The sequence below is a fragment of the Streptomyces javensis genome (genome assembly GCF_039525925.1).
In the GTDB taxonomy this organism is placed as follows: domain Bacteria; phylum Actinomycetota; class Actinomycetes; order Streptomycetales; family Streptomycetaceae; genus Streptomyces; species Streptomyces asiaticus.
In genome coordinates, this window is record NZ_BAAAIF010000031.1 from 22,061 (window position 1) to 44,716 (window position 22,656).

The 22,656-nt window shown below is 68.8% G+C and carries 19 protein-coding genes and 1 pseudogene; 16 read left to right on the top strand and 4 right to left on the bottom strand.

What is annotated here, in order from left to right; genetic code table 11:
- Positions 1-222 precede the first annotated feature (222 nt).
- The 9 genes from ABD329_RS25675 (at position 223) to ABD329_RS25715 (ending at position 7,447) form a co-directional block, all read left to right on the top strand.
- Complete coding sequence (locus ABD329_RS25675; protein ID WP_198275250.1) at positions 223-1,218, top strand: LacI family DNA-binding transcriptional regulator; 996 nt, start codon at positions 223-225, stop codon at positions 1,216-1,218.
- Positions 1,215-1,718, top strand: coding sequence for a carbohydrate kinase family protein (locus tag ABD329_RS25680; protein ID WP_198275251.1), 504 nt, complete (start codon positions 1,215-1,217; stop codon positions 1,716-1,718). The genes ABD329_RS25675 and ABD329_RS25680 overlap by 4 nt, the downstream gene beginning before the upstream one ends.
- A 290-nt stretch (positions 1,719-2,008) precedes the next feature.
- Positions 2,009-2,464 carry an RpiB/LacA/LacB family sugar-phosphate isomerase gene (locus tag ABD329_RS25685; protein ID WP_198275252.1) on the top strand — a complete coding sequence of 152 codons (456 nt, stop codon included), beginning with the start codon at positions 2,009-2,011 and terminating at the stop codon, positions 2,462-2,464.
- 176 nt (positions 2,465-2,640) lie between these two features.
- A complete protein-coding gene (locus tag ABD329_RS25690) occupies positions 2,641-3,969 on the top strand; it encodes an MFS transporter (RefSeq protein WP_198275253.1) in 1,329 nt (442 codons plus the stop codon).
- Positions 3,970-4,310: 341 nt separating this feature from the next.
- Positions 4,311-4,676 (top strand): integrase core domain-containing protein, encoded by a 366-nt coding sequence (locus ABD329_RS25695; protein ID WP_425574380.1) that lies wholly within the window; start codon positions 4,311-4,313, stop codon positions 4,674-4,676.
- 80 nt (positions 4,677-4,756) lie between these two features.
- Positions 4,757-4,987 (top strand): hypothetical protein, encoded by a 231-nt coding sequence (locus ABD329_RS25700; protein ID WP_344316963.1) that lies wholly within the window; start codon positions 4,757-4,759, stop codon positions 4,985-4,987.
- Complete coding sequence (locus ABD329_RS25705) at positions 4,984-5,916, top strand: macrolide 2'-phosphotransferase (RefSeq protein ID WP_246618149.1); 933 nt, start codon at positions 4,984-4,986, stop codon at positions 5,914-5,916. Before ABD329_RS25700 ends, ABD329_RS25705 begins: the two co-directional genes overlap by 4 nt.
- 96 nt (positions 5,917-6,012) lie before the next feature.
- Positions 6,013-6,705 (top strand): alpha/beta fold hydrolase, encoded by a 693-nt coding sequence (locus ABD329_RS25710; RefSeq protein ID WP_309142601.1) that lies wholly within the window; start codon positions 6,013-6,015, stop codon positions 6,703-6,705.
- Positions 6,695-7,447: a nucleoside 2-deoxyribosyltransferase domain-containing protein gene (locus ABD329_RS25715; protein WP_198275254.1), complete on the top strand. Its 753-nt coding sequence runs from the start codon at positions 6,695-6,697 to the stop codon at positions 7,445-7,447. Before ABD329_RS25710 ends, ABD329_RS25715 begins: the two co-directional genes overlap by 11 nt.
- Here the strand turns inward: ABD329_RS25715 and ABD329_RS25720 are convergent.
- Entirely contained in the window at positions 7,423-7,980 is a 558-nt protein-coding gene (locus ABD329_RS25720; RefSeq protein ID WP_198275255.1) for a GNAT family N-acetyltransferase, read from the bottom strand. The two genes, ABD329_RS25715 and ABD329_RS25720, sit on opposite strands and share 25 nt — an antisense overlap.
- 245 nt (positions 7,981-8,225) lie before the next feature.
- On the opposite strand from ABD329_RS25720, the gene ABD329_RS25725 reads away from it, so the two are divergent.
- The 3 genes and pseudogenes from ABD329_RS25725 (at position 8,226) to ABD329_RS25735 (ending at position 10,638) form a co-directional block, all read left to right on the top strand.
- Positions 8,226-8,837: an RNA polymerase sigma factor gene (locus tag ABD329_RS25725; protein ID WP_198275256.1), complete on the top strand. Its 612-nt coding sequence runs from the start codon at positions 8,226-8,228 to the stop codon at positions 8,835-8,837.
- Positions 8,815-9,414, top strand: a complete 600-nt coding sequence (locus ABD329_RS25730) for a hypothetical protein (RefSeq protein WP_198275257.1) — start codon at positions 8,815-8,817, stop codon at positions 9,412-9,414. The genes ABD329_RS25725 and ABD329_RS25730 overlap by 23 nt, the downstream gene beginning before the upstream one ends.
- A 129-nt stretch (positions 9,415-9,543) precedes the next feature.
- A pseudogene (locus tag ABD329_RS25735) lies at positions 9,544-10,638 on the top strand (transposase family protein).
- Between the two features lie 190 nt (positions 10,639-10,828).
- Here the strand turns inward: ABD329_RS25735 and ABD329_RS25740 are convergent.
- Positions 10,829-11,536, bottom strand: coding sequence for a DUF6308 family protein (locus ABD329_RS25740; RefSeq protein WP_309142602.1), 708 nt, complete (start codon positions 11,534-11,536; stop codon positions 10,829-10,831).
- Between the two features lie 448 nt (positions 11,537-11,984).
- Between ABD329_RS25740 and ABD329_RS25745 the strand changes: the two genes are divergently transcribed.
- From ABD329_RS25745 to ABD329_RS25760, 4 genes are read left to right on the top strand one after another with little or no spacing between them, the layout of a single operon-like run.
- Positions 11,985-14,780, top strand: a complete 2,796-nt coding sequence (locus tag ABD329_RS25745; protein WP_344316964.1) for a DEAD/DEAH box helicase family protein — start codon at positions 11,985-11,987, stop codon at positions 14,778-14,780.
- Positions 14,777-17,674: an N-6 DNA methylase gene (locus tag ABD329_RS25750; RefSeq protein WP_198275259.1), complete on the top strand. Its 2,898-nt coding sequence runs from the start codon at positions 14,777-14,779 to the stop codon at positions 17,672-17,674. The genes ABD329_RS25745 and ABD329_RS25750 overlap by 4 nt, the downstream gene beginning before the upstream one ends.
- A gap of 10 nt (positions 17,675-17,684) precedes the next feature.
- Positions 17,685-19,328 (top strand): AAA family ATPase, encoded by a 1,644-nt coding sequence (locus ABD329_RS25755; RefSeq protein WP_198275260.1) that lies wholly within the window; start codon positions 17,685-17,687, stop codon positions 19,326-19,328.
- A gap of 14 nt (positions 19,329-19,342) precedes the next feature.
- The gene (locus ABD329_RS25760; protein ID WP_198275261.1) at positions 19,343-20,512 is read left to right on the top strand and encodes an HNH endonuclease; all 1,170 of its coding nucleotides are present in this window, start codon (positions 19,343-19,345) and stop codon (positions 20,510-20,512) included.
- A 273-nt stretch (positions 20,513-20,785) separates the two neighbouring features.
- Here the strand turns inward: ABD329_RS25760 and ABD329_RS25765 are convergent, their stop codons facing one another.
- Together ABD329_RS25765 and ABD329_RS25770 are read right to left on the bottom strand one after the other, a co-directional pair.
- On the bottom strand, positions 20,786-20,953 hold the full coding sequence (locus ABD329_RS25765) for a hypothetical protein (RefSeq protein WP_198275262.1): 168 nt from the start codon (positions 20,951-20,953) through the stop codon (positions 20,786-20,788).
- 263 nt (positions 20,954-21,216) lie between these two features.
- The gene (locus ABD329_RS25770) at positions 21,217-21,618 is read right to left on the bottom strand and encodes a hypothetical protein (RefSeq protein ID WP_309142603.1); all 402 of its coding nucleotides are present in this window, start codon (positions 21,616-21,618) and stop codon (positions 21,217-21,219) included.
- Between the last annotated feature and the right edge of the window lie 1,038 nt (positions 21,619-22,656).

Sequence of the window (22,656 nt, forward strand, 5' to 3'; positions counted from 1 at the left end):
TCCGCGACGAGCCGTACCACGCTGTAGCGGTCCACTCGGAGCCATACGCCCCCACACAAGGCCATACCTGGTCACCTCAACTCCGCAGGCTTCTTGTGTGGTTCGGAAAACTTGCCACCGCTTCCGCTTCAGGAGGCGGACGGGTCTTGCTCCTTTCGTGTTCTGTGTGCAACCTTTGAGGCATTCCCGCCATGGAAACGTTTCCACAAGGAGGTGGAGCCGGTGGCCACGATCAAGGATGTCGCGGCACGAGCCGGGGTCTCGCTGGGTACCGCGTCCCGGGTACTCAGCGGCAGCAGCCAGACCTCGCCCGAGTCCCGGTCCCGCGTCCTGGCCGCCGCGGCCGAGCTGGGCTACATCGCCAACGGCCCCGCCCGCTCTCTGCGGCGCTCCCGCACCGACGTGCTGGGGCTGCTCGTCTCGGACATCCGCAACCCGTTCTTCTCCGAACTCGCCCACGCCGCGGAGCAAGAAGCGCGCCACCACGGCTACACCGTGTTGCTGGCCAACGCGAACGAGGACGCCGAACAAGCCGACGCATACCTGCGGACCTTCGCCGCGCAACGCATCGACGGCTTGCTGTTCTCCCCGCAGGGCACGGTCTCGTCGCATCTGGCGGCCACGCTGACCTCCGGGCTGCCACTCGTCTTCCTCAACCGTACGATCGAGGGCGTTGACGCCCCGCTGTACGGCACCGACAACGCGGAGGGCGTCGGGCATGCCCTGGCCTGGCTGCGGCAGCGCGGACACCGCGACGTGGCGTTCATCGGCGGCCCCGACACGATCTCCACCGGGGCAGAACGCCGCGCGGCCTACCTTGCGGGGCGTGAGAAGCACGGGATCAGCACCGACGACAGGCTGCTCGACGCCGGTGACTTCCTGGCCAGCGGCGCAGCCGAGGCGATGTGCCGCGTCATCGACCGGGGTGTCCGCTTCACGGCCGTTTTCGGGGCGAACGGCCTGACCACCTTCGGGGCCGTCCGCGCGCTGCGCGAGCGGCTCGGTGCGGAGCAGGCCTCCCGTATCGAGGTCGTCTCCTTCGACGACCTCGACTGGTTCGAGTTCGCGTCACCGCCCATCAGCGCGGTCCGCAACGACGCGTCGTCGATCGGCCGCCTCGGCGTGCGCGGACTGGTCGACCTCCTCGCCGGCCGCGCCGCACCCGGACAACGCATCGCCACTTCCTTCGTCGACCGGGCACGCGGAGGCATCCGATGAGCACTCGCACAACCGTTGTGGGCAGCATCGACATGAACGAAGCCATCCGCCCCGACCAGCTGCCCAGCCCCGGCGAGACCATCGGCGCACACTCCTCGATGACGGCTCCGCGTAAAGGCGCTCATCCGGCCATCGCCGCCGTCCGCACCGGTGTCTCAGTGCGTATGGCGGGTGCCGTGGAGGCCGCGAACGGCGCTGTCCTGCGTGATTTCCTCGCTCGCGACGGCATGGGCATTGCCACCAGCGCGCGGCTGGAGGAGGACACCTCCTCGGGGCGGGCTGTCGTCTTCATCGATGAGGCGACAGGGAACCGCATCATGGTGGCGCCCGACGCCAACCACGCGATTCCCGGTACTGATGTCGAACGCACCTGCGCAGCGCGGCGACCAGGCGGCATCGTCGCCGACCTTGACCTTCTCGTCGTCGATGAGCACGACCACGCGGCCCTCACCGCGTTACCGGACATCCCCCATCAGGATCCCCAGATCCCGTCTCGCTGAACTCCCAGACGTACCCGGCGCGAGGTCGTCCGCACACTCGGTTCCGGCGGTCCGGCCTACCACGTTGTGCGGCACGTGTGGGCACATACCCGCGCCCCATGTCAGTACTCGACACCACGGCTGTAGGCGACACCTCACCGGCTACCTCGCAGTCCGCACACACTGCCCTTCGAACGGCGACTGCGCGCGGCACTCGCCGCCGCCTCGCTCGCTGTCACCCGGCCGGCTGCCGCACCATCCATCCCTCACCGGGCCGCGCTCGAGCCCGCCCTCTTCGAAAGGACCAGCCGATGAAGGTCGCCCTCGGAGCAGACCATGCCGGGTACCCGCTCAAGGACGCCGTGCACCGGGCTATCGAGGACCTGGGCCACGAGGTCGTCGACTGCGGCACCCACGACTCCGACCCGGTCGACTTTCCCGACATCACCCGGGCTACCTGCGACCCGGTGCTCTCCGGAGCCGCGGATCGGGCCGTGCTCGTCTGCGGCACCGGTCAAGGAGCCGTCATGGCCGCGAACAAACTACCCGGCATCCGCTGCGGTCTGGCTCACGAGCCCTACTCCGCCCACCAGGCGGTCGAGCACGACGATGCCAACGCCATCGCCATGGGCGCCTGGCTCGTCCCCCACGCACTCGTGCCCAACATCGTCCACGAGTTCCTCGCCGCCACCTTCGACGACGACGAAGACACCCGCCGCAGAGTCACCAAGCTCAACGCGCTCGACGCCCTGACCCCACCGGCCTGACACCGCCGGCGGGCGAGGTCCCGCCGCGCCCCCTTCGCACGAAGCCGTCGAACGCCGCCGTGCGTCGCCTCGGCATACCTGGAACCGCCGGAAAGCAGCCCCGCCCTGCCATGCCGGCCCGGGACTCCCGTATCACGCACCCGCGATCCGGGAGACCAACCGCAAGGAGAATCCTCATGCCCACCAGCACCGTTGTCGGACGGCGAAGCGTGCTCGGCACGAAAGACCGCGTCAAGACCGCAGTCGCCGCGGCCGTCGGCACCAGCGTCGAGAACTACGACTTCATCGCCTACGGAACCGCGTCCGCGCTCTACTTCGGAGCCGTCTTCTTCCCCGGAAACGACCGGTTCGTCGGCACACTCCTGTCGTTCGCCACCCTCGCGGTCGGCTTCGTCATGCGCCCGCTCGGTGGCGCGATCGGCGGCTACTTCGCCGACAAACTCGGCCGCAAGCCCGTCCTGGTCGCCGCCATGGTCGTCATGGGTACCGCCACATTCCTCATCGGCGTGCTGCCGACCTACGAGCAGGCCGGTGTGCTCGCACCGATCCTGCTCGTAGCCATCCGCATGATCCAGGGCCTGGCGTTCGGCGCCGAATGGGGCGGGGCGATCACCATGACCTACGAACACGCCCCGTGGCACCGCCGCGGCATGTTCGCCGCCATCCCCCAGTCCGGCAACCCCCTGGGCATCGCACTCGCCAGCGGCGTATTCGCCTGGAGCGCCACACTCGACGGCGACTGGCAGTGGCGAACACCTTTCCTGCTCAGCGCCGTCCTCGTCATCGTCGCGCTGATCGTGCGCTCCCGGCTCTCCGAATCCCCCGAGTTCCAGGAAGCCCAGGCCAACGGCAAGACCGAGAAAAACCCCCTCCTCGCGACCCTCCGCGACGACTGGCGGAGCATCCTGCGCGTGATCGCCCTGCGCGTGGTCGAATCCTTCGCCTACTACTCCACCGCAACCTACTTGCTCAACTACATCACCGACCGCAACCCCGATCTGCGATCCGTTGCTCTCGGCGCCATCACAGCCGCCAGCATCCTGGCCATCGCGGTCACCTTCCTCGCCGGCGCGCTCACCGACCGCATCGGACGCCGCCCCCTCTACATCACGGGCTGCACGGCAGCGATCCTGTTCGCCTTCCCGATGTACCTGCTCACCAACACCGCCCATCCAGCACTGGTCGTGGCCGTATTCATCATCGGGATCGGGCTCATCCACGCCTCGCTCACCGGGACACAGGGGTCCCTGCTCACCGAGCAGTTCCGCACCGCCACACGCACCTCAGGAGCCTCTCTCGGCTACCAAGTCGCCGCAGCCATCGGCGGCTTCGCACCGCTGCTCGCCGCAGCCCTGGTGGGCGCCTTCGGCTGGCCCGGCGCCGCTCTGCTCTACCTCGGCGCCGCCGTTATCGGCCTCGTCGGTGTTCTCGCCACCAAAGAAACCTGGGGCCGCGACGAGCGCGAGCGAGTACTCGCTCTCGTCGCCGAGGAACGCCGCCCCTGACATCACAGCCAACGGCAAGGCGCTCTGCCCCCGATGACCGCCACTTCGAAAGAACGTGGCTGATGCGAACCCTCAAGCCACCGCAGTCAGGGGTTTCCGCCCCCTGCAGGGTGTCAATATTCCGATCAGGCTGCTGAGCAGGGTGTTTCCTGCGGACGGTGAGGCAGACAGGTTAGCCTCGGGTAGTACTCGTTGAGCAGTCCACCGAGTACCTGGCAGCGCCTGACCGTGGCTGCCGGCAGGGTTGACGTGCGGGGCATCATCTGGGGACGTAGGTCCAGGCCGCGGTGGGCTCGCCCGGCGTTGTAGTGCTCGGCGTACTGGTCGAGGACCGTACGCAGGTGTCCTTCACCGGGGACTCGCTGCGCTTCCTGATTCGCGACCGGGACGCGAAGTACAGCGAGCCCTTCGACGCAGTCTTCGCGGCCGATGACATCGAGGTCGTGCCGACAGCGCCTCGAACGCCCCGGATGAACGCGCAATGCGAACGGGTCATCGGAACCCTGCGGCGCGAGGTCCTCGACCACCTGCTCATATGGAACGAAACCCATGCCCGACAGATCCTCGACGCCTACGCCCAGCACTACAACTGTCATCGCCCACACCAAGCCCGGACACAACTCCCTCCCCTCGCCCACGAACACCCAAAGCCCATAAGCACTCCCCTACTCACCGGCTCCTGCACACCCGAATACTCGGCGGCGTGATCAACGAGTACAGATACACCGCCTGACCAGCAGCGACGAGTTTCCGAACGGCACAGGTATCGGCGGTCGCGGCCGCCAGGGTGGACCGCGCCGGGCACTCCTCGCTGGCCGCGTTCTTCGTTCCCCTGCCGGACCTCGAGCCGGGTCAGGTCGCCGCGGGCATCCGCGACCGCCTGACCAGAACGGCGCCGCCGCATCTGGTGCCCAGCCTGATCGTGCCGGTCGACGCGCTGGAGCGGACGCACACAGGCAAGGTGGACCGGAACGCGACCCGGGACCGCCACCTGGGCGCCGTGGTGGCCGTCCGATGAGCGCCGCCACGGCTCCGGGAGCGGAGGTCGCAGAGCTGGCCGCGTTCGCTTCGCGGAGGCTGGGCGTGGCACTCGTACCGGAGTCCGCACGGACCGACGACAGCGGCTGGGACTTCCGCGTCACCCACATCCGCGCCACCGACGGCACGCACTGGATCCTGCGGCGGCCGCGGCGGCCGGAGGCCGCCGACCAGCTGGCCGTGGAGGGCGCCGTGCTGAGCGCCGTACGCGATCGGGTCCCGGTGCCGGTGCCCGACTGGCAGATGCACACCCCGGACCTGGTCGCCTACCCTCGCCTTCCCGGCGAGGCGGCGGGCAGTGAGGACCCGACCACCCTGGTCTACGGCTGGTCGATGGACCCGCTGGCCCACCCGGACCGCTACCTTGAGCCGCTTGCCCGCTGCCTGGCCGCGGTGCACTCCACGCCCCTGGACGGCACAGGGGGATTGCCCGGTGCGCACCCGGCCGACCCCACGGCCGTGCGCTCCCGGATCGCGGACAAGCTGACCCGTGCCCGGACCGAACTGGAGCTGCCCGCCGCCCGACTGCGCCGCTGGCAGGACTGGCTGGACGACGACCGCCTGTGGCCCGACCGCCTGGTACTCGTCCACGGGGACGTGCACCCGGGCCACACCCTGGTGGAGCCCCACCCGTCCGGCCCCCCGGCGCTGTCGGCCCTGCTGGACTGGGCGAACGCGGGCATCGGTGATCCGGCGGCCGACTTCGTGGACATGCTGTACGCCGGTGGCACGGACGTCCTCGACCGGCTCCTAAACGCCTACCGGGCGGCGGGCGGCGAGGTCCCCGACGGCATGCGGTCGCATATCCTGGCCCGGGCGTCCTTCATCTGGGTCCATGTGGCGCTGCGTGGCCTGGACACCGGCCGCCCGGTGTGGGTGGAGACCGCGCTGCGGAGGATGGCCCGGTGAGTGGCGGGACGGCGTACACGGTCCACGGTTCGGGGCGGCCGGTGGTCCTGGTCGCCGGCGCGGGGGGGCAGTGGCCGGATCTGGGAGCGTCACCAGGTGCCCGCCCTGACCGCGGCGGGCCACCAGGTGATCACCTTCGACCACGACACCGGCGACTCCTCCGCCGGCGAACTGGCCGCCGCGGTACGGGAGCTCCTCACCACGCTGGGGCTGCCACCCTGCCCGCTGATCGGCCATTCCCTGGGTGCCCAGGCGATACAGGAGCTGCTCCTCGCCGATCCACAACTGGCGAGCGGCGCGGTGCTGGCCGCCACGCGGGGACGGCCCGACGCGGTCGGCGACGCGCTGGCCCGCGCCGAGGCCGCGTACGCCGAGGCGGGCGGCCGACTGCCGCCGGAGTACGAGGCGTTCGTACGGCTGGTGCAGAACCTCTCCCCCAGGACCCTGGCGGACGAGAGCGCGGTCGCAGAATGGCTGGACTTGTTCGAGATCGCCGCGTTCAGCGGCACCTCCGCCGCGCACCGCCCGCGCCCGCCTGCCCCGAACCGGCTGGCCGCCTACGCGCGGATCACCACGCCCCTGCTGGTGGTGGGCTTCGCCGACGACGTGCTGGCCCCCGCCCACCTGGGCCGCGAGGTGGCCGCGACGGTCCCCGGCGCCCGCTACACCCAGCTGGCGGACACCGGCCACCTCGGCTTTCTGGAACGGCCCGACGCCTTCAACACCGTCCTGCTGGACTTCCTCGCTACCCTCCCCACGACCGACCCCGGAGCGTCCCGTGTCCACTGAGTTCCGTAACGAAACCCCCGCCTCGGTCGAGGTGGTGTACGTCGGCCAGGAGCCGCCCGAGTCCTGGGACGCGTCCGTGTACCTGTGCGGGCCCACGCCCACCGATCCCGCGGAGCCGTCCTGGCGCCCGGCCGCCCTGGCCGCCCTGCGCGCCGCCTGGGACGGCCCGGGACGGCTGGCGGTCTTCCTTCCCGAGCCCGCCGCCCACGGGTCCTACCCGGCGTACGCGGACCAGATCGCCTGGGAGGAGGAGTCGATGCGCCGCTCGGACGTGGTGCTGTTCTGGATCCCCCGCGACATGAACCGGCTCCCCGGGCTGGTCTCCAACATCAAGTGGGGGGTGTGGTACGACTCGGGCCGGGCAGTGCTCGGTGCGCCGCCGGAGGCCGAGCGCATGGCGTACCTCCTGCACTTCGCCGAGGCGTTCGGGGTACCGGTGGAACGCACCCTTCCAGGGGCGGCGGGAGCGGCCCTGCACGCGGTGGGTCGCGGCTCCCGCCGCACCGGCGGCGAGCGGGCCGTTCCGCTCACGGTGTGGCGGTCCCGGCCCTTCCAGAGGTGGTACGCCGTCCGACAGGCGGCGGGCTGCCGTCTGCTGGACGCGCGCGTGGAGTGGTACGAGCGGGCCACCGCCCCGGACGGCGCCCCGGCCTGGCTGCTGACCGCCACGGTCGCGGGCGACGGGGCCTCCCCCTCCGTGTGCCGCCTGCTGTCGGCTCAGGGACAGGGCATGCTCATGTAGAGCGCCTGCTCACCCTCGGAGGGGGTGCCCTCGTAGAGGGCGGTGTCGAGCCCGCAGAAGGCAAAGCCCATCCGCCGGTACGCGTGGATCGCCGGCGCGTTGATGTTGGTGACCTCCAGCCAGATGTGACCGGCTCCCCGCTCACGGGCGAACTCCACCGCGAGCCCCATCAGCGCGCGGCCGACCCCCCTGCCCCGGTGCTGCGGGGCGATCTCGATGTCGTCGATGGTCAGCCGGCGGTTCCAGGCGGAGTACGAGACGGCGACGAAGCCCGCCAGGTCGCCGACTGCCCCATGGGCGACGAAGGTGCGGGAATCCACGTCGTCCGCGTCGTCGCCGTCCGGCTCGTCCTCGGGGAACACCTTGGTCATGGGCGGGTCCACCGGGACCTCCCGCAGCGCGAACCCGTCCTCGGTGACGGTCACCTGGAAGACGGTGTCGGTGGTGAAGGAGCCGTCCAGGGCCTCGATGGCCTCGGCGTCCTCGGGGGCAGCGGCGCCGTATCGGTAAGCCGTGTCGTCAACAGTGGCCATGGCACGACGCTACGACCGCTCCGACCACGACGGAACGGGTTTCGGCCGACCACGCCCGATCACCGACCCAGCCGTCTTCGTCGTCCGGTGCACAGCCGACCAGCCGCGTGGCGGTAGCAGACGCGGGGCAGAGCATCCCCGAAACCCCGAAAAGGGACCTGCTCTCCCGGAAAGCCGCTCATCGCCCAGCAGAGCCGAACGTTTCCCGGTGCTCCTCCGTCCTAGGAGGGACAGGGAGGGAACCCATGACCGGACGCCGCCGCACGTTACGCCGTATCGGGCGCCGCGCCGACGCCGCTGACCCCCGCAGACCCGACAGAAACACACCCGACGCCCGCACGCCCGACAGGACCGACGTGGACGTCTCACGTGTGCGCGCGATCCTGGCCTTGGGGGGCGTGCCGTGGGGCGACCTCGATGACGGGGTGCACGAGGTACGGCTGAAGCTGCTGGAACAACGCGCCGATCCGGCCCGCGCGGCGGTCCGCGACACCTCCGCGTGGAGCAGCGTCGTCGCCTCCCGCGTCGCCGCGGACTGGCACCGGGCCGGCGCGCGCGACGACGGGCTGCGTGCCCGGCTCGCCGCCCGCTGGACGCAGCAACCCGTCGCGCAACACACCGAAGAAGACCGCACAACGGCCCTCGCGGTGGCGGACGGACTCGGCTCCCTGCCCCCTCACCAGCGTCAGATACTGACATTGCGCTACTACGCCGATCTCCCGGTACGTGACATCGCAACGCTGCTCGGCGTCCCCGAAGGCACGGTCAAAAGCCGCCTGCACACGGCCGTGGCCGCACTGCGCACCCGGCTGCGCGAGACGGAGGTGATCCACGGTGACCGAACCGACCGAGACTGAGGAGATTCGACTGCGACGGGCGTTCGCAGTGATCGGGGAAGAGGCAGGGCGCCCGGGCCCCACCGCGGCGCCCACGGACCCGCCGACTGCGATCCACACCCCGCGCAAACAGCGACGTACCCGCGCGGCACTCGCCGCAGCGGCAGCCGCCTGCGTCGCCGCCATCGTCGTGACAGTGACGGTCACCGCCGACGACGGCTCTGGAAAGGATGCCGACACCACAGGCCGAGGACAGACCTTCCCAGAAGCGCTCGCCTGCGCGACCGCCGTAGTAGAAGGCAACCTGACCGCGGTACGCCCGGCCGGCCAGGGCCGGGTACACGTGACCGTGTCCGTGGACCAGTGGTTCAAGCCCAGCACAGGGCCCGCCACTGCACGATTCGACCTCGCCGACCCCGCCGTCGCGGACCCCGCCGAGGCATACACCACCGGGGACCACCTCCTACTGCTCGTCCCCAGACGCAAAAAACAGATTCCCGACACCTCCCAAGGCCAGGAGCTACGCCCGATGCGCGACCGGATCACCCGCACCCTGCCGGAAGCAGCTCACACCCCCTGCCCTCCTGAGTTCCAGTGAGGCACTGCGCCTGCCGGAATCTCATCCGCCCTGGTGGGGGCAGTTCTTCGGGTGTCCCGAAATCTTGGCCGCGGTAGCTAGAGCTGGCGCTCTCGCACAGTTGCCATCAGAGCGTCATGATGATCGATCGTGCTGCTGCGACTGGTTTACCTGGGTGTAACGAACGCGTTCGCGATGCTGCGCCTGCTGCCGATGACCGACCGGGACAAGGACGCGGAGATCCTATCCTTGCCCTGCGCCACCAGATCACCGTGCTGGAACGCCAACTCGGCGAGGAAAAGATCCGGTTCACGCCCAGCGATCGGGCGTTCCTGGCGGCGCTGCTGCACCGGCTGCCACTGCACGTCCTGCGAAGACTGCGGCTGCTCTCACGTCCCGACACGGTGCTGCGTTGGCACCGCGACCCCGTCGCACGCCGCCATGCCGCCTCCTGCCGGCCCAAACACCTGGGACAACCACGCACCGTGCGCTCCACCGCATCCTGGTGTTACGGCTGGCGAAGGAGAACCCGAGCTGGGGGCACCGACGCCTGCACGGCGAATTGCTCGTGCTCGGGGTGAGGGTGAGCGCGTCCACCGTCTGGGAGATCTTGAAGGAGGCGGACATCGACCCGGCGCCCGAGCGGAACTCCAGTACCTGGGCCACCTTCCTTCGCAGCCAGGCTGATGCCCTGCTGGGCTGGCCTGCGCCGTCATGGAAACAGTCACCCTGTCGGGGGTACGGATGTACGTGCTCGTGGTGGTCCAACACGGCAGTCGCGGGATCCGCATCCTGGGCGCCACCGCGCATCCTGGGTAGCACAAGCGGCGAAGAACCTCGTCATGGACCTCGAAGGCCTCGGCTGCCGCGCACGGTTCATGATCCGGGACCGGGACGGGAAGTTCCCCGCCCTCTTCGACGCCGTCCTCAAGGACGCGGGGATCGACGTCGTGCTCAGCGGCATCCAGATGCCACGAATGAACTTGATCACGGAGCGCTGGATAACCTGTCGCCGCGAGCTCCTGGACCGGACGTTGATCTGGAACCAGCGACACCTCCTCCACGCCCTGCGCGAGTTCGAGCGCTTCTACAACGGACACCGACCACACCAGGGCATCGCCAACGCCAGACCGCTACAGCCCTTTGCCCCCGCCGATCGACGACCCGGACACATTAGCCCGCCTCAACATACGTCGACACGATCGCCTCGGCGGCATCCTCCACGAATACCGGAATGCGGCTTGACCTGCACGGATGAAGTTTCCGGCAAGGGCACAGTGGAAGTGGCGTTCGAACACCCTTGGTCGTGGGCTCGCGGTTTCGACGCACTCCACATGATGCGTCATCGGAGCCACATCGAATTTGGGGGGCAGTCGATCAGACTGTCAGCTCGTGACCTCCGCCTACGCCTCCCCGCTGCACTCCTCTCGAGAGCTCAGCTCGTCGGGACCTGCCCCTGCCGTCCTTGATGCATCCAGGCGATGACGTCGAACACACGCAGGATGCCGATGTCCTCACCGATCCCCGCCTTGTCGCGGAGATGGACCAACTGATCGTAGAGGGCGCCGTTGTCCGCCCGCAGGGCCGCAGCCAGCGCTGCCCAGAAGGAATGGTCTGTCTTCGGTCGTTCAAAGAGCTGCTTGATGCGGATGTCGTAGATGGGGATGAGGTGGGGACGCTTGCGGGCCAGCAATTTGCCTGCGACAACCGGGCCGCTGCCGTCGGGCTTGCCGGGGTACTGCTTGGTGCCGGCCAGGCGTTCCCATAATTCCCAGGCCGGTCCGCCTTCCACTATGAGCGCATCGCTTCGGGGATCCTCCAAACGTGCGTCACAAGGGATGACCGACAGCAGGCGCGCCCAGTGCCCGTCTGGGTCGGTCAGCAAGTTGATCGCGCCATGCGGCTCCAGGGAAACACTGAGCGTGGTGATGGCCACCAGGTCGTTGCTGTCGAAGCAGTACGCGACGTACTCGGCGTCCCCGCCCCCGCCCAGGCGCTCGAAGCACGCGCCGGAATAAAACAGATCACCGCATGAGCGTCGTCGGGTGAAGTACTCACCCAGCAGGCTCACAGCCTTCTTGTCGTCCCAGTAGATCTCCGGGATCTTCAACCCGATCACCGAAGCCCCCAACTCCCACGCCACCAGTGATGTGTCGGTGGACAGTACACCAGCTGAGCCCCTGCGGTGGCTTGAGCGGAAGCCGCGGCCAACAGTCGCGCCTGTGCTCCACTGTATTTGGGGTGGCTTCTGGCACCTGGTCCAGGCGTGGGCTTTGGTCCTGTTGGCGCCTGAGAGCTGGCAGGAAATGCCGTTTGCCGATGTTCCCATCATGAGGACCCTCTGACCCTCTATCACCATCCTCCGCGTCTCGGGGGAACCTCAGTCCCTTCAGGTCGGGCCCCGAGGCCCGACCTGAAGCGATAGATTTGGGGTGCCTGTTCGACGCCGTGCCACGGTCGCCGGTGATGCTAACGAAGAGTGAAGGGAACGTGGGCGAGTGCACCAGGTGGCTGTTGAGGAAGCCCTGGCGGAGCTGGCCGCCGCTTCCGCGAACTTCGGCTTTCTGCTGCCGCTGGAACCCCTCCTACTGGTGTACGGCGCGGGTGCTGAGGCCGACGCGCACGACCGCCCGAAACGGTCCCTCGCCCAGGCCCGGCAGTTCGCGGAGGTCCTGACCGCGGAGTCCGTCCGGCTGCTCGGTCCGGATTCCAGCGACGGCCCGGTGCACCGCGTGCTGGCCGAACTGCGCCGCTCCGGCGACCTCACACCAGACGGCGAGGCCGGACCGGACGACCGGTCCCGTGCCCGACGTCTCGTACGCCGCTGCTTCGACCTGGGCGTCTGGTACTTCCGGCTGCGGACCGGAGTGCGTGACGCGCTCTCCTTCGTCCCGCCGGCCGAATGGGAGGACGCCCCGGTAGGCTCACCGCACCGGCAGATCCCCGTGCGGGAGCAAGTGACTGGCTTGGCCACCCGGGTTGCCCTGCTCGACGAGTACGCCCCCGTGCTGCGGCGGTCCTTCGACCGGCGTGCGCCCACTGAGACGGCCACCCACGCGCCCCTGAAGGCACGTTCAGCCCTCCTGGAGGCGGAGTGGCGCGTCGCGGATCTGCTGACCGAGGCAGGATGGGCCGTACGGGATGATTCTGACGCGTCGCACGAGCTACTGGTGCGAGGGGTTGCGGTGCGGGGCGCGGCGCAACCGGACCAGGCAGCGGGACGAGACTACGTGCTCCGCGTCGACGGCCAGCCGGTGGGCACCGTTGAGGTGCGGCCCCGCGGCAAGGATCTGCGGGCTGCGCTGGCCCGACCCGGTGAGGCTGGCACCCCGTCGACGGCGTCCGCGGAGCAGCGGATGCCCTACACCTACGCTACCGACGGCGTCCGGGTGCTGTTTCGGAACGGGGATGACCCCGAGCCGCGCTTCCGGGAGATCTTCAGCTTCCACCAGCCGGATACCGTGGCCCGCTGGCTGCGGGAGGCCGTGGCCGATCCCCAGGCGCCGACGTTTCGGGGCCGCGTGCGCCGCCGTCTTCCGGACCTCGATGATGATGGCTATGCCCAGAGTGTTCTACGGTCGTGGCAGTACGACGCGGTGCGGGCGTTCGAGAGCTCGCTGCGCCGTGGCGAGCGCCGGGCCATTGTCCAGATCGCTGTGGGGGGCGGCCGAGCGGTCACGGCCGTCACCGTGGCCTACCGCCTGCTGCGGCACGCCCGGGCACGCCGAATTCTCTTCCTAGTTGACCGGGTGGACCTCGAAAAGCAGGCACTGGCGACCTTCGCGGCGTACTCGGGTCCTGGCGAAGACGGCCGGAAGTTCACCGAGTCGTATCGGGTAGAACGGCTGAGCTCGGACGTCGTGCCATCCCAGGAGGTCGTTGTGAGCACCGTGCAGCGGCTTCACAACGTCCTGTCCGGGGGTAAACCGGCGTCCGGAGTCCGCTACCGCCCCGAACTACCCCCCGAGTTCTTCGACCTCATTATCGCCGACGACTGTCACCGGTCCGTCTCCTCCCGATGGCGCGCGCTGTTCGATTACTTCGACGCGCCGGTGCTCGGCCTGACGGCTACCCCGACGGACCAGGTGCTGAAGGTCTTCCAGGGCAATCTGGTCAGCTCCTACACCTTCGCGGACGCCGTCGCCGACGGCCGAGCCGTGGACATCACCATCTACCGCATTGGCGGCCTCGCCACGCGACCGGAGTGGGCGGCCGACACCCTGGAGGAGTTGGACCTCGACGCGAAGGAGACCCTCGGTCACCGTCGCTCCGTGGTGAGCGGCCAAGCGCTCCACGGCGTGCTCACGGCGTTCAAAGAGGGGTTGCCGTCGATGTTCCCCGAGCGGGAGTGGCTCGGTTCCGAGGATGTGGCGCTGCCCAAGACCGTGGTCTACGCGGCCGACGACCGGCATGCAGACGAGGTGGTCGAAGCGCTGTGCACGGTGTTCGGGCAGGGGCCTGGCTTTTGCCAGAAGGTGAGACTCAACGGCGGGTCACCGCACCTGTGGCTCTCGCGGTTCCGTAACACAGTCGAACTGCGGGTTATCGTCGTGGTGGGCCCGCTCACCGGTGCGGACATCGCCCCCGTCGAATGCCTCTTGTTCCTGCAGGACGTCAAGTCCTCAAATCGGTACTTCCAGATGCTTGCTGTCGGGACGCGCCCTATCGCGCCGGCGGAACTGCAGGCGGTCACCCCCGGCGCGTCGGCCAAAACCCACTGCGTGGTCGTGGATCCGGTCGACGTCACACGGCACCATGCTGGTCAATTTTCCACAATGAGGAAGCGGGGGCGAGAGAAGGACGCGTACGAGGCACCGGCCGCTGCCGCAACGGTCGACGACGCCGAGGTCATGGAGCATTGGCGGTCCTTCCTCCGGGCGGGCAACGGCCCGGCGCGGGAGCTGATCACCGGAACAAGGGCCCTGACTGAGGGGGACGTCCGGATGCTTCGCTCATGGGCCGAGTCTCTGGCGCGACCGCCGCATAGCCTGACAGCGGAGCGGATCTGGAGCGCCTACGAACGCGCCGGTGTCACTGTGTCGGATCCCCGTCGGCCGCGGACACCGAAGGGGCCCGTGGACCTCCTTGCCCTCGTCCGGCACGAAGCGGGCCTGGAGCCGCGCCCGCGCCCCTACCGCGACCAGGTCTTCGGACGGCTCGACGCGTGGATCGACCACCAGGAGCGCGGGGGACGGTCCTTCGACTCCGACCAGGTCTGGTGGATGGAGCACATCGCGGACGGCACGGCGGCCGGTGGACACTTCGCCACCGCATCTCTCGACGCCGTTCCCTTCACCCTCAGGGGCGGCACGTCGGGCTTCCTGCGCGCCTTCGGCGAGCAGGGTGCGGCCCGCCTGCTGGACGAGCTGCGGAGTGTGCTGGCGTGAGGGCGGGACTGCCGTCCGGCTGGACCGAGGTTCCGCTGGGCGAGCTGTTGCGCGAGCCGCTGGCGGCGGGCCGGTCCGGTCAGGCCGTCCCGGGAGGGGTGCCCGTCCTGCGCCTGCCCGCGCTGCGGTCGGCGACGGCCGACCTCGCCGAGTCCCGAGAAGGTCCGTGGGCGTCGGCAGCGGAAGCGGCCGACCATCTGATCCGGCCGGGCGACATCCTGATGAGCCGCAATGGCGGACCGGGGGCGCGGATCGGGCGGGCCGCCCTGGTCCGCGAGACCACCGGGCCCACGACGTACCCCGGCACCATGGTGCGGGTGAGGATCGACGAGCGGCTGATCGATCCCGAGTACCTGGTGTTGGCGTGGGCGTCCCGTGCCGTACGGCGCCAGATCGAGTCGTCCGTACGTCAGGGCGCCGGCATAGGGCACATCGCGGCACGGGATCTGGAACGGGTTCGGCTGCCGCTGCCCCCACGGTCAGAGCAGGAGCGGATCAAGACCTCTCTCGCCTTCTGGTTCGCCCGGGTCGACGAGGAGGAAGCCGCCGTCCGCGACATCCTGCGGCGGGTGGAAGACCTCCGCGCTCTCGTGATCGACCGGGGCGTCCTCGGCCGCACCACGAACGGGCCGCACGCGGACCCGGAGCCTTCCGCAGGCGCCCACCGCGCTCCCCTGCCCGCCGTCCCCGAGGGATGGCGATGGGTCACCCTCGGCGAGCTGGCCGAAGTTGTACGCGGTCCCGTGGCGAACAGCCGGCGTGCCGACGACCCGCACGAGGTCGAGGTGGGCTCCCTGCGCCCGGCCGAGCTCCGGGGCGAGCGCTGGGCACACGAGCGGATACCGACGGTGCGGCTGGACGCCCGTAGAGCGGAGGCGACCCGGTTGAGCCCCGGTGACGTCCTTTTTGTGCTGAGCGGACAGCCCGACAGCCTCGGCTTCGCCCGGGTGTGGGAACAGGGCTCCTCACATCGCACGTACGTACCGAACCACCACGTGGCACGGGTCCGTATGACCGGGGACGCCCTGCACCCCCGGCTGCTCGCCCTGTACGCGAACGGGCCCGGCCAAAGCTGGCTTCGGGGCGCCGCACGGAGCACAGCCGGCCTAACCTCCCTCGGCCTCGACCAGCTGCGGCAGACCCCCGTACCCGTGCCTCCACTCGCCGAACAAGGCACGCTCCTCACCTCCGTGGAGGCGTGGAACAGCGGACTCACCTCCGTTACGGCCTCGGCCGAGGAAGCCTTGGCAATGGCGGACCGGCTGCGCGACGGCTGCCGGGACCAGGCCCTCGCGGGCAGGCTGCCCCGCGGCGCAGCGCCGACTAGCGAGAACGACGTACGACTCAAGGGAGCAGTGACCGTGCCGCCGACGACGTCCGCCCGACGGCCTGTCAACCGACCTGAGGTGGAGCGCAAGGCCGAGCACCTTTGGTCCTCCTTCCCGCCACTGACCGACGACGGCCTAACAGCCTTGGAGTACGGAGAGCAGGTGACATACCTGCTCTTCCTCAAGACGGCGCAGGAGTTGCGGCGTCGGCCCCTCAACCGCGTCGACGTCCTGGGGCGCGACGCTTGGGACGAGCTCGCGCTGCACGAGGGCACGGAACTGATCCAGCACTATGGCGCCCTGCTGGCGGAGCTTGGCGAGCGCGGCGGCGTAGTCGGCCGCATCTTCCACAAGGCCCAGAACCGCCTGCGCCGCCCGCTGCACCTCCAAAACCTGATTCAACAGGTCAAGGAGGGACTCCCGTGGTGGGACGAGCGGCCGGAGTGGCGCGCCCCGGTCTTCGACGCGTTCCTCACCCGGTGCGCTCAAGACCACCGGACCGCCGCAGGCCAGTACTTCACCCACCGGGAGCTGATCGACGCCATCGTCGCGTGCTGCCGTCCGACCGTCGAGGACACGATCGTGGACCCGGCCGCAGGCACCGGAGGATTTCTGGTGCGGTCCTTCGAGCACATTGCCCGGTACCTCCCGCCGGGTGTCCCGCCCGCCCAGCGGGAGCAGCTGGCCCACGGCGCGATCCGGGGGACGGAGCTGGTGGATGCGACGACGCGCCTCGCTACCATGAACCTGTTCTTGCACGGCGTCGAACGCCTCGACGGCAACCGGGCGGCCATCGAGGTGCGGGACTCCCTCGCGGTAAGCCCCCGCCGCCGAGCCACACTCGTCCTCACTGATCCGCCCGTGGGGCAGCGACGCTCAGTGACCTCGTCCACTGGCGCGTCCAACCTCGATGGCGCCGAGGACCTCGCCCTCGTCCGGCCGGACTTCTGGGAGGCCACCAGCCACCAGCAGCTCAACTTCATCCAGCACGTCTACACCCTGCTGGAGATCGGCGGACGGGCCGCTGTCGTCGTACCGGACGGCGTCCTCTTCATGAAGGGCGCCGGGGAACGGGTACGGAGACAGTTGCTGAAACAGTGCGACGTGCACACCCTGCTCCGCCTCCCCATCGGGTTCTCTGCAGGCTTCTCAGGGGTAAAGCTCAACGTCCTGTTCTTCGAAAAGGCCGCGGCCCGCCCCGACGGATCGCCGGCCACCCACCACCTCTGGGTCTACGACGCGCGGACCGGACACACGGCCGTCGCCGATTCCCCGGGCTCCAGTCTCGACGCGTTCGTCGCCGCCTACCGGCCCGGGCACCCGCCCGAGACCCGCACCGCGTCACCGGCGTTCAAGCCCTACTCCGTCGATGCGCTCCTCGGTACGCCCGGAGCCAACTTCGACCTATACGCCGATCTGCGCGAGGAGGAGCCGGGAGAGGTTTCAGAGCCGCACCTGATCGCCCAGCAGATCTCCGAGCGGCTGGAGGACACCTGGCGAAGGTTCGCCAGGCTTGCGCAGGAACTCACGCCGCCTCGCGATGCTCGTACGTTCCGGTCCGGCTGAGGGGGATCCGATGCAGCTACTGCAGCTGAGGCTGCCCGACTACCGCGGCCTGCGGGACTTCGCCCTCGACCTGGAGAGCGCCATCGACAAGGGGCAGGCCATTGCCGTACTGATCGGTCCCAACGGAGGCGGGAAGTCCCGGATCCTGCACGCGCTCGCGGAGCTCTTCGGGGCTCTCTACCGCTGCGCCTTAGGCCATTCGGGCCGTACGGACTTCGGATACGAGGTGCGCTACCGGCTCCGCAACACGACCGTCGAGATCGTGCAGCCGTCCGCCGAGGCAGATCCGGTCATGTGGGTGACAGACGCCACCGGGTCGCGCGACGAGACACCGCGTCACGACTGGCTCCGCCGCCTTCCCGACCACGTCTTCGGGTATCAGGTGCACGGCCGGGTCCCGCGGGGCTCCGAGTTCGAGCGCCACGTGCACTTCGCCGAGGCGGAACTAGCGACGTGGCGCGAGCAGTGGACCGAGTCCTGGTTTGCCTGGCAGGACCGGCCCGAGAACGAGGAGGGGGTGTGGTCGGAGCAGCTGGAGCTGCCGATCACGTGCCCGCTGTACGCCCCGGGATTCCTGTGCACGCCCGACTGGCTCCCCTTGGTCCTGCTCTCCCTGGCCGCCCAGTGGGCGGACGTTTTCGGCGACTACCTTAAGGAGCAGGCCAGGGTGGACGGGGTGGTGTCCGCCACGCTGCACCTGCGTGCCCCCGCGTCAGTGGGGGAAGAGCTGTCAGCCCTGCCGTACTGGGGGCTGGGCGGGCCGCCGCGCGCACTGTTCACCGAGGCGGCAGCATCAGGCCGTTTCGGACCGGTGCCGGAATCGGACCCGCTGTACAGCGCGGGCACCCCCGACGACGGGTTCGCCCTCACCATGAGCAGCCTCGAGGACGTGCTCGCCTTCCGCAACCTCTTCGACAGCGACCTGTCGATGTTTGGGCTCCTGTCCACCCTTCAGATGGCCGGCTACCTGACGGTCGACGTGCGCGTCCGCAAGGCGGATGGCGCCGTCGTCCAGGCGGACCAACTGAGCTCCGGAGAACAGCAGATCCTCACCGTCCTCGGTCTGCTGCGGCTGCAGCGAGGCCAGGAGTCGCTCTTCCTCCTCGACGAACCCGACGCGCACTTCCACCCCGAGTGGAGTCGGCGCTGGTATTCGTCTGTCCAGAGCATGCTCGGCGATGGACAGCGCTCGCAATTCGTCGCCGCCACCCACGAGCCCCTCCTCGTCTCGAACATGCTGCGAGAGCAGATCCGGTTAATCGACACGGACGCCGACGGACGGACAACAGCGCTCGTCCCGGACACCGCCCCGCGCGGCCAGGGGGCCGGCGGGCTGCTCACCTCGGACCTATTCCGCCTCCGAAGCCAACTAGATGAACACACCCAGGACCTGATCGACACCCAGTACCGCCTCATACCGGTGGCCGAGGACGATCCCGAGGCGCGCCAGGAACTCCAGGAGGTCACCGACCAGCTCGACGGACTGGGCTTCGCCACATGGCGCCGCGATAAGGTGCTCTCTTCCTTCCTAGCGGAACTGCACCGTCGGCGCACGGAACTCGTCGAACGAGCCCGGAACGGGACTATGACGGGCGAGGAGCTCGAAGCGACCGCACGCATCCTCTTCGACGAGCGCTTCTCCCGGGGGGTCTGATCCCGGTGCGCCACGTGGACAACAGCGGACTCACCGCGCCGCAGAAGTGGGCGGACCGGGCCACTAAGGAACTCGCGAAGCTCCACAAGGACGCGAAGGACGCGGACAAGGAGCTCTCCTTCCGCGAGATGTGGCGGGAGGACGCGATCCGCGACCGGCTGATCGCCCTTATCGGGGAGAAATGCTGGTACTGCGAGACCAGGTTCGTCCGCTCGCCCTACCACGTAGACCACTACCGGCCGAAGTCCGTCGTCGTGGGTGAGACGGAGCGCCGCGGGTACTGGTGGCTCGCTTACGACCCTGCCAACTACCGTCTCTCCTGCCACCACTGCAACAGCGGTGGTGCCCGTTACGGCAATCAAAGCGCCGGACCTGGCAAGGGAGCGCGCTTCCCCCTGCTTGGGCAACGCGCATCAGAGGGCGGGAGCCTAGATGGCGAGCTACCGGTTTTGCTCGATCCCGTGGTGGCCGAGGATGCCGAACTCATGGGATTCGACAGGCAGGGCCATGCTCGGCGGCGTCCCGAGCGGCCGTACTCCAAAGACGAACTGACACGAGACCTTTGCCGGGTGGACGAGACCATACGCATGCTCGCGCTCAACTCCGACCTACTTATCGAGAGCAGATCTACCCTGATCGGCAGGGTGAACGGACTCGTCCAGCTACACCTCGCCAGCGGAGGGCACGCCGGCGCGGCGCTGTACGCCCGCACCGAGCTCGACGACCTGACCCGGACGACCGCCGAATGGAGCGCGGCGGCCGCTGCGGCCGAACGCCTGGCCCTCCTCGCCCACGACCGCTCGGGAGACGACGCACCCCTTGAGGGAGGGACAGGGGGCAACGTCGCCGAACACGTGAGCGACGGAACCGAGCCCCCTAAGGCCACGGCGACAGACCATCGCATTGACCTGCGGTCCCTGGTGGCCGCCTTGCCTCCCGAGGCATTCTCCGCAGGCGGGATCGCGCTGACAGGCCGGGGGAAACGGGGGCCGGCCAGAGCAATCCTGCTGGCGGATGGCACCATCATGTGCTTCCAGCGGCCCTTGGCCACGCCCACGTCCGCGGCACGGATGGCGACCGGCGACGACCAAGTGGATGGGTGGACCTTCTGGTCGTTGACGGTGGACGGCACGACCCAGACGCTCTCCGACCTGCGCGACTTCCTGATCGCCCAGGACGGCTAACAGGCACCGCCCACCACCACGCTCTTCCACACGGCTTGACCAGCCTCACACCGTCAGAACGGACGTCACCCATCGAAACAGATCGACCATCACAACGAACCACTCTGCGGGTGCCGGTAAATCATCCACGCAGGTCGGCAGACTGATCACGGACCTTCGGTTCTCCTCGACGTTCACCCCAGGTGCCTTCACCTGTTCAGGGTCCCAGCGGCATCATGAGCTGTCGTGCTGCTGCGCCTGACCTACCTCGCCACGACGAACGCCCTGGTGTCCCTACGCCTCCTGCCGATGAGTGACAGAGAAAAGGACGTCGAGATCCTCATACTCCGGCACCAACTGCTGGTCCTGCAACGCCAGGTCGGCAAGCCGACCTTCACCGACATAGACCGCGCCATCCTCGTCAGCCTGCTCCACCACCTCCCCAAAGACAGACTGCGGCACCTTCTGCTCCTGGTCCGCCCCGACACGGTCCTGCGCTGGGATCGCAACCTTGCGCTTGCCGAGAATGTCGTCCGCCCTGGTCGGAGGTCTGCACCGAACCCACTCGTCGGCCGCGGTCGCTCGAACCGGGGCGGTTCAGAGCGGTCAGACAGGCCCAGGCGCCGTGGGTTGGCAGCGTGGCTGATGAGTCCGAGCATGCGGTGCACGATGTCGACTTCCCGCCATGGTCGAAGTCTGGCCCGGAATGTGCGAGATGTTCGACGTCATGAACGACTCCGCACAAGCAAGTGCCGCTCTTTCCGGGCAACGTCGACCAGCGTCGTTTCTCCTACGAGCATCCAGTTTCGCCAGTACGCGGCTCCGCCGTGGTTCTCCCCCATACAGGAGCATGTGCAGTCGTCCCCGGCGGCATCCCGGCAGCGCGTGTCGCACCGTTCGGTGGCGGAGAACTGCAGGTATACGTCCACCTCACCGAAGCGTTCCGCGAGCGCGGAGACGATTGTGCGCAGGTGAGGACGGGCGATCTCCCACCGCCCCGGCGTCATCGCGTTGTTCCACTCCGGGCGTATCCGTTCCCCCAGCTCTTCCAGAATCCAGCGCCGCTTGGAACCTTCCTGATACGGCATCCACACCCATAGCCGCTGTTCAGCGATGTTCCGGCGCACCCACGGACGACGAGACACAACATCACCCCGCCTCAATACTCGTGCGTCATGCGCCCGGCGGCCAGACCACTGCCAGTCGACTACTGATCTGACCCAAGTTCGGCTCGCATGGCCAGGCGTAGCCGAGTGAGCGCCCCCTCGTATGCGCCCCGGCCTCCCGAGTAAGCCTCATCGCCCGCGAGCACACCAGCCGCGGCGAGGTCCCGCACGTCCCGAAGCCGCCGGAAGGTCTCCTCAGATGCCTCGACCACGGGCGCTGACGCGGTGATCGTCATCTGGTAGCGCAGTTCGTAGCACGATGCGAACCTTTCCCGCGCCGCTCGCTCCCGCTCCAGCGACCCAAGCTCATGGTCTCGAGCGAGGAGGCGAAACGCGTTGCGCGCCTTCGATAAGCTGGTCAGATACTCGCCGTACAGCGTTCGGCGAACCTCCAAGAGATGGGCTCTGCGCTCCCGCCGCCACCGATGGCGATCGAAGAACGCGCCCGATGCCGTCGCTATGACAGCACCCGCAGCAGCACTGGTCAAAGTCGCCCACTCCACAACGTGACCCTAGGAGGACTCGCTCGACGTCGCCAGACTGCGTGCCCTGCTTGGCACACTATTTGTGAGCAGCAAAATCGATCACCGAAACACCGACTGCCATCGCCCCGCACTTGTGGCCACGACAAGGGGAACACTCAGCTCAGAGGCCTATGGAGCCTGAGGTGATCGCGTGGTGTGCCCGTCGACGGAGACTGGGATCGTCGGCACATCGCACTACCCCAGGAGGCGATCACCATGCGCTCCGTCACCCACCGTGGCCGGGTCTACCGGCGCTGCGGATGCCGCGACGCACACCGCCAGCAGATCGGAACCGGCTGCCCGCAACTGGCAACCGACGGTGACCACGGCAGCTGGACCTTCGCCGTCGACCTCCCTCCCCCGACCACCGCCGTACGACCATCCGCCGCGGCGGCTTCCCCACCCAAAACGCCGCCCAGGCCGCGCCGCAACGGATCCTCGAGGGCGAGGCCGGCGGGTTCAACGGCGACCCGAA